Raw genomic sequence first — 14,381 nt, 5'->3', positions numbered from 1 at the left:
AGTTTCCGCGGCCCCGGAGACCTCTGATGTCCACCATCGACCTTGCCGCCAACCCGAGCGATTTGCGCGCGCTCGCCGAACAATCCAACGCCTGGCCGTTCGAGCAGGCGAAAGCGATCGTCGCGCGGCTGAAAAAGAGCCCGAAGGATGAGGTGCTGTTCGAGACCGGCTACGGCCCGTCGGGGCTGCCGCATATCGGCACCTTCGGCGAGGTCGCGCGCACCACCATGGTGCGTCATGCCTTTCGCGTGCTGACCGAGGACAAGATCAAGACCAGGCTGCTGGCGTTCTCCGACGACATGGACGGCCTGCGCAAGGTGCCGGATAACGTGCCGAACAAGGAGCTGCTGGAAGCCAATCTCGGCAAGCCCTTGACCAAGGTGCCGGATCCGTTCGGTACCCATCCGAGCTTCGGCCAGCATAATAATGCGCGGCTGCGTGCCTTCCTTGATTCTTTCGGCTTCGACTACGAATTCGCCAGCGCAACCGACTACTACACTTCGGGCAAATTCGACGCCGCGCTGCTGCGCATGCTGGAGCGGATTGAGAAGGTGATGGCGATCATGCTGCCGAGCCTGCGCGAGGAGCGCGCGGCCAGCTATTCGCCGTTCTTGCCAATCTGCCCTCGCACCGGCCTCGTACTCTACGTGCCCGTAACCGCGCATGACGCCAAGGCAGGCACGATCTCCTATGAAGACCCGGGGACCAAGGAAAGCATCACCGTTCCCGTTACCGGTGGCCACTGCAAGTTGCAATGGAAGCCGGATTGGGCGATGCGCTGGTACGCGCTTGGCGTCGACTATGAAATGGCCGGAAAGGATTTGATCGACTCAGTGAAGCTGTCAGGCAAGATCTGTTCTGCGCTCGGCGGTACGCCGCCGGAGGGATTCAACTTCGAGCTCTTCCTCGACGACAAGGGCCAGAAGATTTCCAAGTCGAAGGGTAACGGGCTCACCATCGACGAATGGCTGCGCTATGCGTCGCCGGAATCGCTGTCGCTGTTCATGTACCGCGAGCCGAAGGCGGCGAAGCGGCTGCATTTCGACGTGATTCCGCGCGCCGTCGACGACTACCAGCAGTTCCTCGAAGGCTTTCCGCGGCAGGACGCCAAGCAGCAGCTTTCCAATCCGGTCTGGCATATGCATTCCGGCCAGCCGCCGAAGGCCGACATGCCGGTCACGTTCCAGCTGTTGTTGACGCTGGTGTCGTCGTCGAATGCGGAGAACGCCGAAACGCTGTGGGGTTTCATCGGGCGCTATCGTCCCGGCGTGACGCCGCAGACGCATCCGAAGCTCGACGCGTTGGTTGGCTACGCCATCAATTATTATCGCGACTTCGTGGCGCCGACCAAAAAATTCCGTGAGCCGACCGATCGTGAGCGGGTCGCGTTGCAGGATCTGCGCGACGCGCTGTCGCAATTGCCGTCGACGTCGACGGCGGAAGATATCCAGAACGTGGTCTACGAGATCGGCCGCCGCGAGCCGTTCCTCGATCTCGTCAAGAAGGGCAAGGATGGCAGGCCGGGCGTTTCGCTCGACTGGTTCAACATGCTCTATCAGGTGCTGCTCGGTCAGGAAAAAGGCCCGCGCTTCGGCTCGTTCGTCGCGGTGTACGGTCTGGCCAACGCGGTAGCGATGATTGACGGCGCGCTGGCAAGGAGCGCGTAGCCCCGATGTCGTCCCGGCGAAGGCCGGGACCCATACGCCGCGGCCGATGTTATTGAAAAAGGAAGATAACGACCTGCGTGCAAAACAATTATCGCTGGTGGTTATGGGTCCCGGCCTTCGCCGGGACGACGATAGAGTTGGGCTTTGCAACGCATCATCTCACTGCGACCTCGAGCCGCAAATCCAGATGGCAGGCCCGCCGCAATTTCAACCGCGGCCTGCACCGAATTGCGCTACACTATCCGCCATCAAGCCTCCGTGGAGAGGCGGGCAACATTGGGAGCAGACGCATGCAGTTCAAGGTTTCGCCGGACTTGCGCAACGACAGCAGCGCCGAGGAATGGCAGGCGCGGGTCGATCTGGCGGCCGCGCATCGCCTCGCCTTCAACCAGGGTTTTTCCGAAGGCATCTTCAACCATCTGACCTACACGGTGCCGGGCCGCAGCGACCGCTACTACCAGATCCCGTTCGGCATGCATTGGTCCGAGGTCACGGCCTCGTCCTTCATGGAAGTCGGCATCGATGACGGTGAGGTCAAGCGCGGCGAGGGCGAGGTCGAGCGCTCCTGCTATTGCATCCACGCGCCGATCCACAAGGCACTGCCGCAGGCCAAAGCGGTGTTTCACACCCACATGCCCTACGCCAGCGCGCTGACGCGCCTCGACGATCCCCGCATCAAGGAGATCGGCCAGACCGAGGTCGGGCTATCAGGCGCCATCGCCTATGACGACGAATATACCGGCCCGGCCGTCGATCCCGCCGAGGGCGCCCGCCTTGCGAAGGTGATCGGCGACAAGCAGGTGCTGTTCATGGCCAATCACGGCATCTCGACGGTCGGTGCGACCGTCGCCGAGGCCTACGACATGCTCTATTACGTCGAGCGCGCCGCGCAGGTGCAGATCTACGCGATGTGGACCGGGCAGAAGCTGAAGCAGCTTCCCGCGCCTGTGGTGGAGAAGACCCAGCGCGAATACAAGGACGAGCGTCTCTACAAGGGACCGACCCCGGCACAGCGGCACTTCGATGCGCTAAAGCGCATGCTTGATCGCAAGGAGCCGGATTACGCGACTTAGCTAGCGGCATTCTCCGCTGTCGTCCCGGCCTTGAGCCGGGACCCATACGCCGCGGCTTCTCGTTTGGAGAAGATTGTTCGACGATTTTCGTATCACCACTAACGCTTGTGGTTATGGGTCCCGGCTCAAGGCCGGGACGACGAAGGTGGCAGCCCGCACCGCATCCGCAAACGCATGCCACACCTCCGGCCGCCAGCTTCCATTCGCCGCGCCTGACGTGGATGGCAAAATCCAGATCCGCGTATCGGCGATCAGCTCAGCCTGTTCGCCGTAATCGCGCTTGCCGCCGAGAAACCCCTGTCCGGCCGCCTTGCTCGTGAACGCCAGGAATTTCGGCCGGAATGCCGCAACCGAATTGCTCAGGCGAGATCGCGCGTCCAGTCGCAGTTCGGATAGCGGGATCTGGTGATCCATTCCGGAATGCGTCTTCACGAGATCAGTGAGTCCGATCCGATGCTGCAGCAGATCGCGGCACTGGTGCGGCTGCAGCAGCGCCGGCGTCAGCCCGGTCTCGTAGAGAATTTTCCAGAACTTGTTCTGCTTGTGCGCGTAGTAAGCCTTGGCTTTGGCTGATGCCGTCCCCGCAGCCATCCCGCACAAAACGACGTTGAGCGAATCTTCCAGCAGGTCCTGCAGGACATCCGGAGCCGGGGACAACCCTACTGGCTCGCCCATACGATCCGCGCGATCCATTCGACGTCGTCGGCGTCGAGCGCGCGGTCGGCCTGCGCCGGGTTGAGCGATTGCAGCTCCAGCGTCCTGGTGGTGCGGCGCTTCAATTCCTTCACCATCACCTCGCCGTCACTCGTCTTCACCACCACGCGGTCGCCGCGCCGGATCGGTGTGCCCGGTGAGACCACGATGATGTCGCCGTCGCGGTAGGCGGGCTTCATCGAATCGCCGGATATTTCCAGCGCATAGGCGTGCTCGTCGTCCGCGGCGGGCAGCGCCACCTCGTCCCAGCCCTTGCCGGCGGGAAAACCGCTGTCGTCGAAATGGCCGCCGCTGCCGGCTTGGGCAAAGCCGAGCATCGGCACGGATTGCTGGCTGCGCGCGCCGTCGCCGATCAGCTGCACAAACGTGTCGATCGAGGAATTGGTGGCGGCCAGCGCCTTGGAGACCGATTCGGTCGAGGGCCAGCGTTCGCGGCCGTCGCCCGTGATGCGCTTGGATTTGTTGAAGGTGGTGGGGTCGAGGCCGGAGCGCTTGGCGAGGCCCGAGGGCGACAGGCCGGCGCGCTCGGCGAGCCGGTCGAGCGCGGTCCAGACCTGGCCGTGGGTGAGAAGGCGGGCTTTGGATGGTTTGGCCATGGGATCACTCAAAGTCGGGTTTAGGAATTATTGCCTGAAACGCGGGGTTTCCGCAAATTCCATGCTGGTCGGACGGCGCGGCGGCGCTTGAGTTCAGCCCCAGCCGCCTTTACGGTCGGCGCCCGACCCGGAATCCCGGGAAAAATCCCAAGAGACTCAACGACAAACAGGGAATGCCGGCGAGTGCCCACGATCTACAAAATCAGCTCCGCCTCGGCCTGGCGCGAGGCCGAGCGGCAAGGCGTCTATCGGGGCAGCGCGGACGATCTGCGCGACGGCTACATCCATTTTTCCACAGCCTCCCAGGTCGCCGAAACCGCGCGGAAACATTATTTCGGCCAGACCGGGCTGTTTTTGATCGCGGTCGACGCCGATGCGCTCGGGGATGAATTGCGCTGGGAGCCCTCGCGCAACGACGAATTGTTCCCGCATCTCTATGGCGAACTCGATCTCGGCGCCGTCACCGCCATCCTCGACATGCGGGCGCGGTCCGACGGCCATCATGACATTCCGGAGCTTGCGCCGTGATCCGCGCCTTCGACGCCTTTTCGCTGCCGCTGCTGCGCTGGTTCGACCCGGAGGATGCGCATCGCATGGCCATCCAGGGCCTGCGGCTGCTGCCGCCGATCCGTTCGAAGCCGGACGATTCGAAGCTGGCGGTGCGCGCCTTCGGCCTCAATTTTCCCAATCCGATCGGGATGGCCGCGGGCTTCGACAAGAGCGCGGAGGCGCCCGACGCGCTGCTGCGGCTGGGATTTGGATTCGTCGAGATCGGCTCGGTGACGCCGAAACCGCAAGTCGGCAATCCGCGGCCGCGGCTGTTCCGGATGGAGCGCGACGAGGCTGTGATCAACCGGATGGGCTTCAACAATGACGGGGCGGAAGTTGTGCTGCGGCGGCTCGCCTCGCGCGCGCATCTTGCCGGCATCGTCGGCGTCAATGTCGGAGCCAACAAGGATTCGGCCGACCGTACCGCCGATTACGTCAAGCTGATCGAGACCTTTGCGCCGGTCGCGAGCTATTTCACCGTAAACGTCTCCTCGCCGAACACGCCGGGTCTGCGCAATCTGCAGCAATCGGCCGCGCTCGACGATCTCCTCGCCCGGGTGATCGATGCGCGCGAGCGGGTGCGCAAGAATGCCGGCGATTCCCCGGTGCTGCTCAAGATCGCGCCGGATTTGAGTCTGGCTGAACTCGACGACGTCGTGCACATCGCGCGCTCGCGCCGGGTCGACGGCATGGTTGTGGCCAACACCACGCTGGCGCGGCCCTCGAGCTTACGCGAAACGGGCCGCGCCAAGGAGCAGGGCGGTCTGTCGGGGCGGCCGCTGTTCCGGCTGTCGACGCGGATGGTGGCGGAAACGTATGTGCGTGCCGAAGGCGCCTTCCCGCTGATCGGGGTCGGCGGCATCGATAGCGGAGGTGCCGCGCTGACCAAGATCCGCGCCGGTGCCAGCCTGATCCAGCTCTACTCGTCGCTGATCTACAAGGGCCTCGGGCTGGTCGAGGACATCAAGAGCGATCTGTCCTCGACCTTGCTGCGCACCGGCCGCGACTCGCTGGCGGAAATCGTCGGCGCCGATGCCGCCACGATCACCGCCGAGGAATGGCCGGTGCAGTAGCGGGCGTTCTCTTTACCTCTCCCCGCTTGCGGGGAGAGGTCGGATCGCACTTGCGATCCGGGTGAGGGGGTACCGGACCATCGTCGGCCTCACTCGTGGATAGAGCCCCTCACCCCAACCCTCTCCCCGCAAGAGCGGGGCGAGGGGGAAGAAAGACCTCACTCCTCGAACGACCTCTTCAACAGCGCCGGATAACGCAGCGCTTCCAGGCCGCCGCGGGCGGCGTAATGCACCAGTAGCGCGCCCCACAGCCCGGCATTGCCGAACGAACGCAGCGCCAGCCACGCGCCAAGGAAGATCAGGAGCGACAGCAGCATCAGGTTGCGCATGTCGCGCGCCCAGGTCGCGCCGATATAGACCCCGTCAAAGGCAAAGGCGAACACGCCGAGCAGCGGCGCGAAGATCACGAACGGCAGATAATCGCGCGCGATGCGCCGCACGTCGACGCTCGCCGTCATGATGTCGATCAGGGAGGGGCCGAACAGAGCGAAGACGGCGGCGACGGCGAGCGCAAAGCCAAAGCCCCAGACCACGACCAGTTTGACCGCGCCGGCAAATCCGCTTCGGTCGCGGGCGCCATAGGCGCGGCCGCAGAGCTGTTCGGCGGCGTTGGCAAGGCCGTCGAGGAAGAAGGCGCTGATCATCAGGAAATTGTTCAACACCGCATTGGCCGCGAGCGTCAGGTCGCCGGCGCGGGCTCCCTGCGCGGTGAAGAACAGGAAGGCCGCGATCAACGCCGCGGTGCGAATCAGGATGTCACGGTTGACCGCCAGCAACCGCATCAGTTTGGTGCGGTCAAGCAGCGTCGCGCGCGAGATGGCCGGTTGCCCATGGGAAAGACGCCGCGCGATCATAATGCCGAGCAGGAGCCCGGCCGCTTCCGCGATCACGGCCGCGATCGCCGCGCCGGCAATGCCGAGGTCGAGCACCAGCACCAGGAGCGCGGTCGCTGCCGCGTTGATCAGGTTGATGGTGATCTGCGTGCCGAGCGCCAGTTTGGCGCGGGCCTGTCCGATCAGCCAGCCCAGCATGACATAATTGCCGAGCGCCAGCGGCGCCGACCAGATCCGGATCGTGAAATAGGTTTTCGCCGCGCGCGTGACGCCTTCGCTGCCGCCCATCGCCTCCAGCAGGAGGCTGGCGAGCGGGATCTGCAGCAGGATGAGCGCGGCGCCGACCAGCCCTGCAGCGATGAAGCCGCGCAGCAGGATGGCGCGTAATTCCTGGGTGTCGCCGGCGCCGAGCGACTGCGCTGTAAACGCGACCGTGCTCATGCGCAGAAATCCGAACAGCCAGAACAGGCAGTCGAACAGCACGGAGGCGACCGCCACGCCGCCGAGCAGCGTGGCATCGCCGAGCCGCCCGATCGCCGTGGTCGAGACGATGCCGATCAGCGGCGTCGTCAGGTTCGCGATCATCGCGGGACCCGCGATGGCAAACATTTGTGCCGTCGTGACTTTCGAGGGAGCGGCCGGCGAATGCATGCTTACAGCTCGACCACCAGACCGTCGCTTGCGGTGGAGTAGGAAAGCGAACCCAGCCGTCCCAGCATGTCGTCGCTCATATGCGTCAGGATCAGCCGCCTGGCGTTGATCTCGGGCAGATGGGCTTCCAGCGTTTTCAGGCTGAGGTGGTTTTTGACAACCCTGTCGTAATAGTACGCCTCGGCAACGAACAGGTCGGAATCGCGCGCGGCCGGGATCAGCGTCTCCGTCCACTCGGTGTCAGCGCTATAGGCGATGACACGGCCCTCGGCCTCGATGCGGTAGGCCAGGAATGGTCCACCGGATTCGCCGTGCACGACAGGATAGGGCGTCACCTTGACCGCGCCGAAGCTGCGGCTTTCTTCGGGATCGAGCGCGACGACGGAGAGTTCGAAGCGCTGCTTCGTTTTTGAGGAATGCTCGAACATCGCCTCCATCAATTGCGTCAACCGGGTCTCGATTCCCTGCGGACCGGCGATGACGAGCGGACGGGTGCGGCGGGTGAACTGCGTATCGAGCAGGAAGAACGGCAATCCGCCAAAATGGTCGGCGTGGAAATGCGTGATCAGGATCAGGTCGATGCCGTCGCTGATGACACCGAGCCGCTTCAACGCCGGCAGGGACGAGGCGCCGCAATCGATCAGGAAATTGACGCTGGCGCCGGTGACATGGAAGCAGGTGTTGGCGCGTCCGCCGGAGCCCAGTGCGTCGCCGCAGCCGATAAATTGCAGTTGCATCGGCTGCGGTCCCTTGGCGAGGAGATTTAGCGCCCGCGCGGGCTGCCGAACAGCCGCGACAACAGCCAGATCGGAATCACGATCACGGCGCCGAGCAGGAAGTAGCGCCACAACCAGTTGACGGCGTCAAAGCCGAGATCCCAGAGCCGCTGGAACAGCATGCGCATGCTGTGCAGGATATTCCAGGGATCGAAGCCAACGGCGGCGAGAACCACGCCGACCAGAACCGACAGCAGGATCAGCCGGAATGCCACCGCCAGCGGCGAGCCGCCGAGAAAGCGGTTGAGGCCATCATTGCTGGCCGGCAAATCCCTGACGTCGTTGGGCATCTCAGCTCTCCTGCGGGTCACGCCCGCGCATTGTAGCGTTTTCGAGCGAAGTGGATACCGGTTCGCATGAAGAAAACGCGTCAAAACAAGTATCTACTATAGCGGACAGCAAATGGGGAACCCGCCTTCAGACGTCAATGGGCTGCGGGATTACGCTGCGGTAATGCTGGCGTCACTCTTCAGCATCCGCTCCAGCGTTTCCAGCCGGTCGGCCTCGCGCGGCGGCTTGTCCCAGCGCAGCCGGCTGATGCGCGGAAACCGCATCGCGACGCCGGATTTGTGCCGCGGCGAGCGCGCCAGCCCCTCGAAGGCGACTTCCAGCACCAGGCCCTGGTCTGGCTCGTGCACGACGTGGCGCACGGGCCCGAATTTTTCGGTGGTGTTGCGGCGGACGAAGCGGTCGATCTCCAGCAATTCTTCGTCGGTGAAGCCGAAATAGGCCTTGCCGACCGGCACCAGCTGTTCGCCGTCCTCGCCCGAGGTCCAGACGCCGAACGTGTAGTCCGAATAATAGGACGACCGCTTGCCGTGGCCGCGCTGCGCATACATCAGCACGGCGTCGATCAGATGCGGGTCGCGCTTCCACTTCCACCATTGGCCTTTGGGACGGCCCGGCAGATAGGCCGCGTCACGGCGTTTCAGCATCACGCCCTCGACGGCGTCGGCATCCTCGCCCGCGCCGGCTTGGGCCGGATCCGCGCGCGCCGCCGTCAGCGCGTCCCAGCTGTCGAAAGTCACCGTCGGCGATAGATCGATCCTGGCATCGTCAAGCTTTTTGACGAACGCCTCCAGCCGCGCGCGGCGCTCGACGAACGGCAGCTCGCGCAAATCGTTCTCGTCGTCGCCGAGCAGGTCATAGGCGCGCAGATGGATCGGATACTCCTTGATCAGTTTTGGCGAGACGACTTTGCGGTTGAGGCGCTGCTGCAGCACGTTGAACGTCTGCACGCGGCCCTCGCGCAGAACCAGCAATTCGCCGTCGATGGCGAAACTTGAAGATCCTTGCAGATGCAGCGCCGGCACGAGGTCCGGGAAACTCTTGGTGATGTCCTCGCCGGTGCGCGAATAAAGCCGTGCCTGGACGTGGCCGCGCTCGTCGCGGCCGCTCACCGCCTGCACGCGGATGCCGTCCCATTTCCATTCGGCGATGAAGTCGGCGGGATCGAGGTTGGCAAAATCCGCATCCTCGATCGCATGCGCCAGCATGACAGGTCGGAATGGTGTCGGATCGCGATTTACTGGCTTTTCGCTGCGCCCTTCCAGCCAGGCGAACAGGTCGAGATAGGGCGGGCTCAATCCCGGCCACATCAGCTCGACGTCATGGGCGTCCTTGCCCCCGAGATTGCCGGCGGCGGTTTTGGCGAGCCGCGCCGAAATGCCGATCCGCATCGCGCCGGTCACGAGCTTTAGCAACGCCCAGCGCCCGGTTTCATCGAGCTCATCGAGCCAGCGCGCGAGCTGTTTTGGCAGCTCGGTCTTGCCGAGGGTGCGCAGCGTGGTGACGACTTCGGAAAGGGTTGGCGGGGGCGGGTTGTTATGGCCAGGCAACGCCGCCTTCGGCCACATCAGCGCCACCGTCTCGGAGAGATCGCCGACATAATCATAGGACAGGCCGAACAGCACGGGGTCGGCGCGGTCGGTGATCAGGTCGCGGATCAGGCCGGCCTTGGCGTGCTTGAACGACAGCGCGCCGGTCAGTGCCGCCAGCGCATAGCCGCGATCGGGATCATCAGTCTCGCGAAAATACGCCGTGAGCAGCCGCAGCTTGTTGTTGCGGCCGGGCTCATAGGCGAGGCGATCCAGCAATTCGGCGAAGCGGTTCATGCCTCGGCCCCTTCAGGGGGCGGCGGCTCGTGCTCGGCCTCGTCGCCGTAGCCGACCAGATCGAGCGGCCGCGCGGCGAGGCCCTTGGTCTTGCACCAATGCACCAGCGCGTCTTCCTGGCCGTGGGTGACCCAGATTTCGCCGGCGCCGGTGGCTTCGATGGTCGTGGTCAGCCCGTCCCAGTCGGCGTGGTCGGAAATCACCAGCGGCAATTCGATGCCGCGCTGGCGGGCGCGGGCCCGCACCCGCATCCAGCCCGAGGCGAACGCGGTGACCGGATCTGGGAAGCGCCGCGTCCAGATGTCTGATGTCGCCGACGGCGGCGCCAGCGTGATGGTGCCGGCGAGGTCGGCCTTCTTCACGCCCTTGGCCGGACGAAGCTCGCCGAGCGCAACGCCGCGGCTTTGATAATATTGCGTGATCGCTTCCATCGCGCCATGCAGATAGATCGGCGCGTCGTAACCGGCCTCGCGGAGCAGCGCGATCACGCGCTGCGCCTTGCCGAGCGAGTAGGCGCCGACCAGATGCGCGCGCTCCGGGAACAGCGCCACGGAAGCCAATAGCTTCTTTACCTCATCCGCCGCGTTGCCATGGCGAAACACCGGCAGGCCGAACGTCGCCTCGGTGATGAAGACGTCGCACGGCACCACTTCGAACGGCGCACAGGTGGGATCCGAAGCGTCCTTGTAGTCACCCGAGGCGACGATGCAGGTGTCCTTGCAGGTGACGGCAATTTGCGCTGAGCCCAGAACGTGACCGGCGGGATGGAATTTGACGGTGACGTCGCCGAGCCTGATTTCCTCGCCATAGGCGATCGCCTGCGTGGCGCCTGCGAAATTCTCGCCATAGCGCAGCCGCATCATGTCGAGCGTCTCTTGCGTCGCCAGAACCGCGCCATGGCCTGGGCGGGCGTGGTCGGAATGGCCGTGGGTGATCACGGCGCGTTCCACTGATCGAACCGGGTCGATATGGAAGCCGCCCGGCTTGCAGCACAAACCGGCGGGAGCTGGCAGCAGGATGTCTTGTGGACGCATGTCAGTTATATAGGGCGTATTGCCCCGATTTTTACCTGCCCCATAGAGCCCATGCCCACGCGAATATTTCTGACCTCCGGCGATCTGATGGCCGATCGCCGTTATGATTTTGCGCGCGACCTGCAAATGAAGGGCGATCTGCCCGGCGCCGCCGACCTGTTGCTGCAGGCGACGGATTTGGCGCCGAATTTCGTTACGGCCTGGTTCACGCTCGGCGATATCAGAGAAACGCTCGGCGAGCGCGATGCGGCGATCACGGCGTTTCGCAAGGCGTGGGACGGCGATCCGGATGATCGTCATGGCGCCCGCCTGCGGCTGATGCGGCTCGGCGCCGAACCATTGGCCGCGATGCCGCAAGGCTATGTGCAGGTGCTGTTCGATCAATACGCGCGGCGGTTCAACTCCGCGCTGGTGGACGATCTCGGTTATCGCGGCCCGGACCTGCTGTTCAGGGCGGTGCTGTCGGTGCGCGCGGCCGCCCGCAAGCCCGCCTTCTTCAAGCGCGCCATCGATCTCGGCTGCGGCACCGGGCTCGTCGCGACGGCGTTCGCCAAAGAGGTCGATCATTTCATCGGCATCGATCTGTCGCCGCGCATGATCGAGAAGGCCCGCTCGACCGGCTTTTATGCGGAGCTTGAAGTCGGCGACATCGTGCAAGGTCTGCGCGCGAGGCCTGACAGCAGCGCCGATCTCATCCTGGCCTCCGACGTGATGATCTATGTCCCCGATCTCGCGCCGGTGCTGGCGGAATCAAGCCGCGTGCTCGCCGCCGGCGGCCTGTTCGCCTTCACGACCGAGACGCATGCCGGCGAAGGCGTCATTCTCGGCGCAGGGCTGCGCTATGCCCACGCGGCAGCCCATGTGCACGAAGCGGTGGAAGCGGCCGGTCTGAATTTATCCGTGCTCGAAGATCGCTCGGCGCGCACTGAGGACAGCATCCCGGTACCGGGCCTGGTGGCGGTCGCAGCCAAGGGCTGACCGCCAGAATTGCTATTAGGGGAATGAACCCGAAGCCCCCCGCGGGGCGGGCTGGACAAACCTATAGGGATATACCAATCTGGACCTACCAGATTGGTAGGATCAGATGACGGTGCTGCAGCAGGCAGGCGAAGGATCGAGAGCGGTCAAGCGGACGATCGAGTTCATCCGCCATCACCGATTGCAGAAGGGCGACCGGCTGCCGTCAGAGCGCGAGCTGTCAGATCGCTTTGGCGTCACCCGCAGTTCGGTGCGGGAAGCGTTGGCGGTTCTTGATGCGCTGCGGCTGACCGAGCGCCGGCCGAAGTCCGGTATTTTCCTGCGCAACGCGCTCGAAGACAGCGGGCTCGATTCCCTGGTCATCCAGGCCAATCTGGATTTGCCGTTTGACGAGCGCACCATGCGCGATGTGAGCGAGGCCCGCGTCATATTTGAAACCCATGCGATCCGCCTCGCATGCGCGCGCAGGACGGATGCCGATCTCAACAGGTTGCGGGGGTTGGTCGCCAATTATTACAGTCGGGTGCAGGCCGAACTCAATGTCGCCAATGAAGACGTCGAGTTTCATCTGGCAATGGCGGCGGCCAGCCAGAATGCCATCATCGTTCGAACGCTCACGCCTTTGTTTCTCATGAGCTTTCAGTGGCGGCAGAAGTACTTCTCATCCCCTGTCATTCGCCGCCGTTCGCTGGGTGATCATCAGGAGTTCGTGGCCGCCATTGCTGACAGGAACGAATCCCGGGCGGCGGCCTTGGTGCAAAAGCATGTCCATTCCGCATTCGACGAAGTTCGGGCACTGGCGGAAGGAAACGGGCAGCCGGAATCTCACAACCAATGGGTAGGCCGGGACCAGTAATGCCGGGAATACCGGCTCACGCAGCGCAAGTCGAAGCCAATTTCGATCCGCACGAACTGAAGGACAGATCACTGCATTCAGGTTTCAGACAATAACCAATGAAGAACAACTATAAGGGAGTAAACAGCATGAAAAACAAACAGACCCGGCGCCAATTCGGTGCCACCGCTCTTGCCGGTCTCGCTGCCGCCGCCATGCCCGCCCCGTTCGTGTGGGCGGCCGAGAAAAAATACGATCCGGGCGCGACCGATACCGAAATCAAGCTCGGGCAGACCGTGCCGCATTCCGGCCCGGGTTCGCTCTACGGCGTGCTCGGCCGGGTCGGCGAGGCCTATTTCCAGATGCTGAACGAAAAGGGCGGCATCAACGGCCGCAAGGTCAAGTTCTTGACCATGGACGACGGCTACAGCGCGCCGAAATGCGTGGAAGCGACGCGGCGGCTGGTGGAGAATGACGAAGTGCTGGCGCTGTTCGGCTCGCTCGGCACCGCGCCGCAGACCGCCGTGCATAAATATCTCAACTCCAAGGGCGTGCCGCAGCTGATGCTCAATACCGGCGCGTCGAAATGGAACGATCCGAAGAATTTCAAATGGACCATGGCGGGCCTGCCGCTGTACCCGACCGAAGCGCGCATCCTCGCCAAGTACGTCGTGGCCACGAAGCCGAACGCCAAAATCGGCATTCTCTACCAGAACGACGATTTCGGCCGCGATTTCCTGGCGCCGTTCAAGAAGGTTCTGGAGGAAGCCGGCGGCACCGCCAAGGTGATCATGGAGCAGAGCTACGATCTGACCGAGCCGACGATCGATTCGCAGCTGATCAATCTCTCCAAGTCGGGCGCGGACGTCTTCTACAACATCTCGACCGGCAAGGCGTCGTCGCAGTCGATCCGCAAGGTGGTCGAACTCGGCTGGAAGCCGCTGCAATTGCTCTCGGCAGGCTCGACCGGACGTTCGATCCTCAGCGCCGCCGGTTTCGAAAACGCTACCGGCATCGTCGCCATCCGCTACGCCAAGGAAGTCGGCGTGCCGCGCTGGGAAAAGGATCCCGACGTGATGGCGTTCGAGGCGCTGCGCAAGAAATATCTGCCCAATGTGGATCCTGACAACACCATCGCGTTCGCCGGCTACGGCCAGGTGGCGTCGATGGCGGAAATCCTGCGCCGCTGCGGCGACGATCTCACCCGCGCCAATGTGTTGAAACAAGCGACGACGCTGGCCGGCTTCCACTCGCCGTATTTCCTCGACGGCGTCAATTTCAGCTACACGCCGGAGGACTACACGCCGATGAAGACCCTCTTCATCTCGCAGTTCAACGGCAAGGACTGGGATATTTCCGACAAGCCCGTGACGGAGTAGCGGACCTTCTCCCTCGCCCCGCTCTTGCGGGGAGAGGGTTGGGGTGAGGGGCTGTCTCCGCGAAATCGATGTCAAACGTTAGACCTGTACCCCCTCACCCGACGCTTCG

The 14,381-nt window shown here is 63.8% G+C and carries 14 protein-coding genes; 7 read left to right on the top strand and 7 right to left on the bottom strand.

Annotated features, from left to right (window positions below; genetic code table 11):
* Window positions 1-26 precede the first annotated feature (26 nt).
* Both JQ600_RS30060 and JQ600_RS30055 read left to right on the top strand, forming a co-directional pair.
* Entirely contained in the window at window positions 27-1,667 is a 1,641-nt protein-coding gene (locus JQ600_RS30060; RefSeq protein WP_212390697.1) for a lysine--tRNA ligase, read from the top strand.
* Window positions 1,668-1,957: 290 nt separating this feature from the next.
* Window positions 1,958-2,740 carry a class II aldolase/adducin family protein gene (locus tag JQ600_RS30055; protein WP_212390698.1) on the top strand — a complete coding sequence of 261 codons (783 nt, stop codon included), beginning with the start codon at window positions 1,958-1,960 and terminating at the stop codon, window positions 2,738-2,740.
* Between the two features lie 111 nt (window positions 2,741-2,851).
* Here the strand turns inward: JQ600_RS30055 and JQ600_RS30050 are convergent, their stop codons facing one another.
* Both JQ600_RS30050 and JQ600_RS30045 read right to left on the bottom strand, forming a co-directional pair.
* Window positions 2,852-3,415 (bottom strand): mismatch-specific DNA-glycosylase, encoded by a 564-nt coding sequence (locus JQ600_RS30050; RefSeq protein ID WP_212390699.1) that lies wholly within the window; start codon window positions 3,413-3,415, stop codon window positions 2,852-2,854.
* On the bottom strand, window positions 3,400-4,050 hold the full coding sequence (locus JQ600_RS30045) for a helix-turn-helix transcriptional regulator (protein ID WP_212390700.1): 651 nt from the start codon (window positions 4,048-4,050) through the stop codon (window positions 3,400-3,402). The genes JQ600_RS30050 and JQ600_RS30045 overlap by 16 nt, the downstream gene beginning before the upstream one ends.
* Window positions 4,051-4,233: 183 nt before the next feature.
* Between JQ600_RS30045 and JQ600_RS30040 the strand changes: the two genes are divergently transcribed.
* Both JQ600_RS30040 and JQ600_RS30035 read left to right on the top strand, forming a co-directional pair.
* Entirely contained in the window at window positions 4,234-4,578 is a 345-nt protein-coding gene (locus tag JQ600_RS30040; protein WP_212265307.1) for a DUF952 domain-containing protein, read from the top strand.
* On the top strand, window positions 4,575-5,672 hold the full coding sequence (locus JQ600_RS30035) for a quinone-dependent dihydroorotate dehydrogenase (RefSeq protein ID WP_212390701.1): 1,098 nt from the start codon (window positions 4,575-4,577) through the stop codon (window positions 5,670-5,672). Before JQ600_RS30040 ends, JQ600_RS30035 begins: the two co-directional genes overlap by 4 nt.
* A 158-nt stretch (window positions 5,673-5,830) precedes the next feature.
* Here the strand turns inward: JQ600_RS30035 and JQ600_RS30030 are convergent, their stop codons facing one another.
* The 5 genes from JQ600_RS30030 to JQ600_RS30010 form a co-directional block, all read right to left on the bottom strand.
* Window positions 5,831-7,156 (bottom strand): MATE family efflux transporter, encoded by a 1,326-nt coding sequence (locus JQ600_RS30030; protein ID WP_212390702.1) that lies wholly within the window; start codon window positions 7,154-7,156, stop codon window positions 5,831-5,833.
* Between the two features lie 2 nt (window positions 7,157-7,158).
* Complete coding sequence (locus JQ600_RS30025; protein WP_212265304.1) at window positions 7,159-7,893, bottom strand: MBL fold metallo-hydrolase; 735 nt, start codon at window positions 7,891-7,893, stop codon at window positions 7,159-7,161.
* Between the two features lie 26 nt (window positions 7,894-7,919).
* Window positions 7,920-8,222 (bottom strand): DUF6460 domain-containing protein, encoded by a 303-nt coding sequence (locus JQ600_RS30020; protein ID WP_212390703.1) that lies wholly within the window; start codon window positions 8,220-8,222, stop codon window positions 7,920-7,922.
* A gap of 150 nt (window positions 8,223-8,372) precedes the next feature.
* Window positions 8,373-10,046: an ATP-dependent DNA ligase gene (locus JQ600_RS30015; protein ID WP_212390704.1), complete on the bottom strand. Its 1,674-nt coding sequence runs from the start codon at window positions 10,044-10,046 to the stop codon at window positions 8,373-8,375.
* Window positions 10,043-11,080 carry a ligase-associated DNA damage response exonuclease gene (locus JQ600_RS30010; RefSeq protein WP_212390705.1) on the bottom strand — a complete coding sequence of 346 codons (1,038 nt, stop codon included), beginning with the start codon at window positions 11,078-11,080 and terminating at the stop codon, window positions 10,043-10,045. The genes JQ600_RS30015 and JQ600_RS30010 overlap by 4 nt, the downstream gene beginning before the upstream one ends.
* A 51-nt stretch (window positions 11,081-11,131) precedes the next feature.
* Between JQ600_RS30010 and JQ600_RS30005 the strand changes: the two genes are divergently transcribed.
* The 3 genes from JQ600_RS30005 (at window position 11,132) to JQ600_RS29995 (ending at window position 14,272) form a co-directional block, all read left to right on the top strand.
* The gene (locus JQ600_RS30005) at window positions 11,132-12,058 is read left to right on the top strand and encodes a class I SAM-dependent methyltransferase (RefSeq protein WP_212390706.1); all 927 of its coding nucleotides are present in this window, start codon (window positions 11,132-11,134) and stop codon (window positions 12,056-12,058) included.
* Between the two features lie 106 nt (window positions 12,059-12,164).
* Complete coding sequence (locus JQ600_RS30000; protein ID WP_212390707.1) at window positions 12,165-12,914, top strand: FadR/GntR family transcriptional regulator; 750 nt, start codon at window positions 12,165-12,167, stop codon at window positions 12,912-12,914.
* A 128-nt stretch (window positions 12,915-13,042) separates the two neighbouring features.
* Window positions 13,043-14,272, top strand: a complete 1,230-nt coding sequence (locus JQ600_RS29995) for an ABC transporter substrate-binding protein (protein WP_212265298.1) — start codon at window positions 13,043-13,045, stop codon at window positions 14,270-14,272.
* The last annotated feature ends 109 nt before the right edge of the window (window positions 14,273-14,381 follow it).

Origin of the sequence: Bradyrhizobium sp. AUGA SZCCT0176 (assembly GCF_018130145.1) — a bacterium.
GTDB lineage: Bacteria > Pseudomonadota > Alphaproteobacteria > Rhizobiales > Xanthobacteraceae > Bradyrhizobium.
Note: the sequence above shows the minus strand (reverse complement) of the source record. Positions and strands in the feature narration are given on the sequence as shown.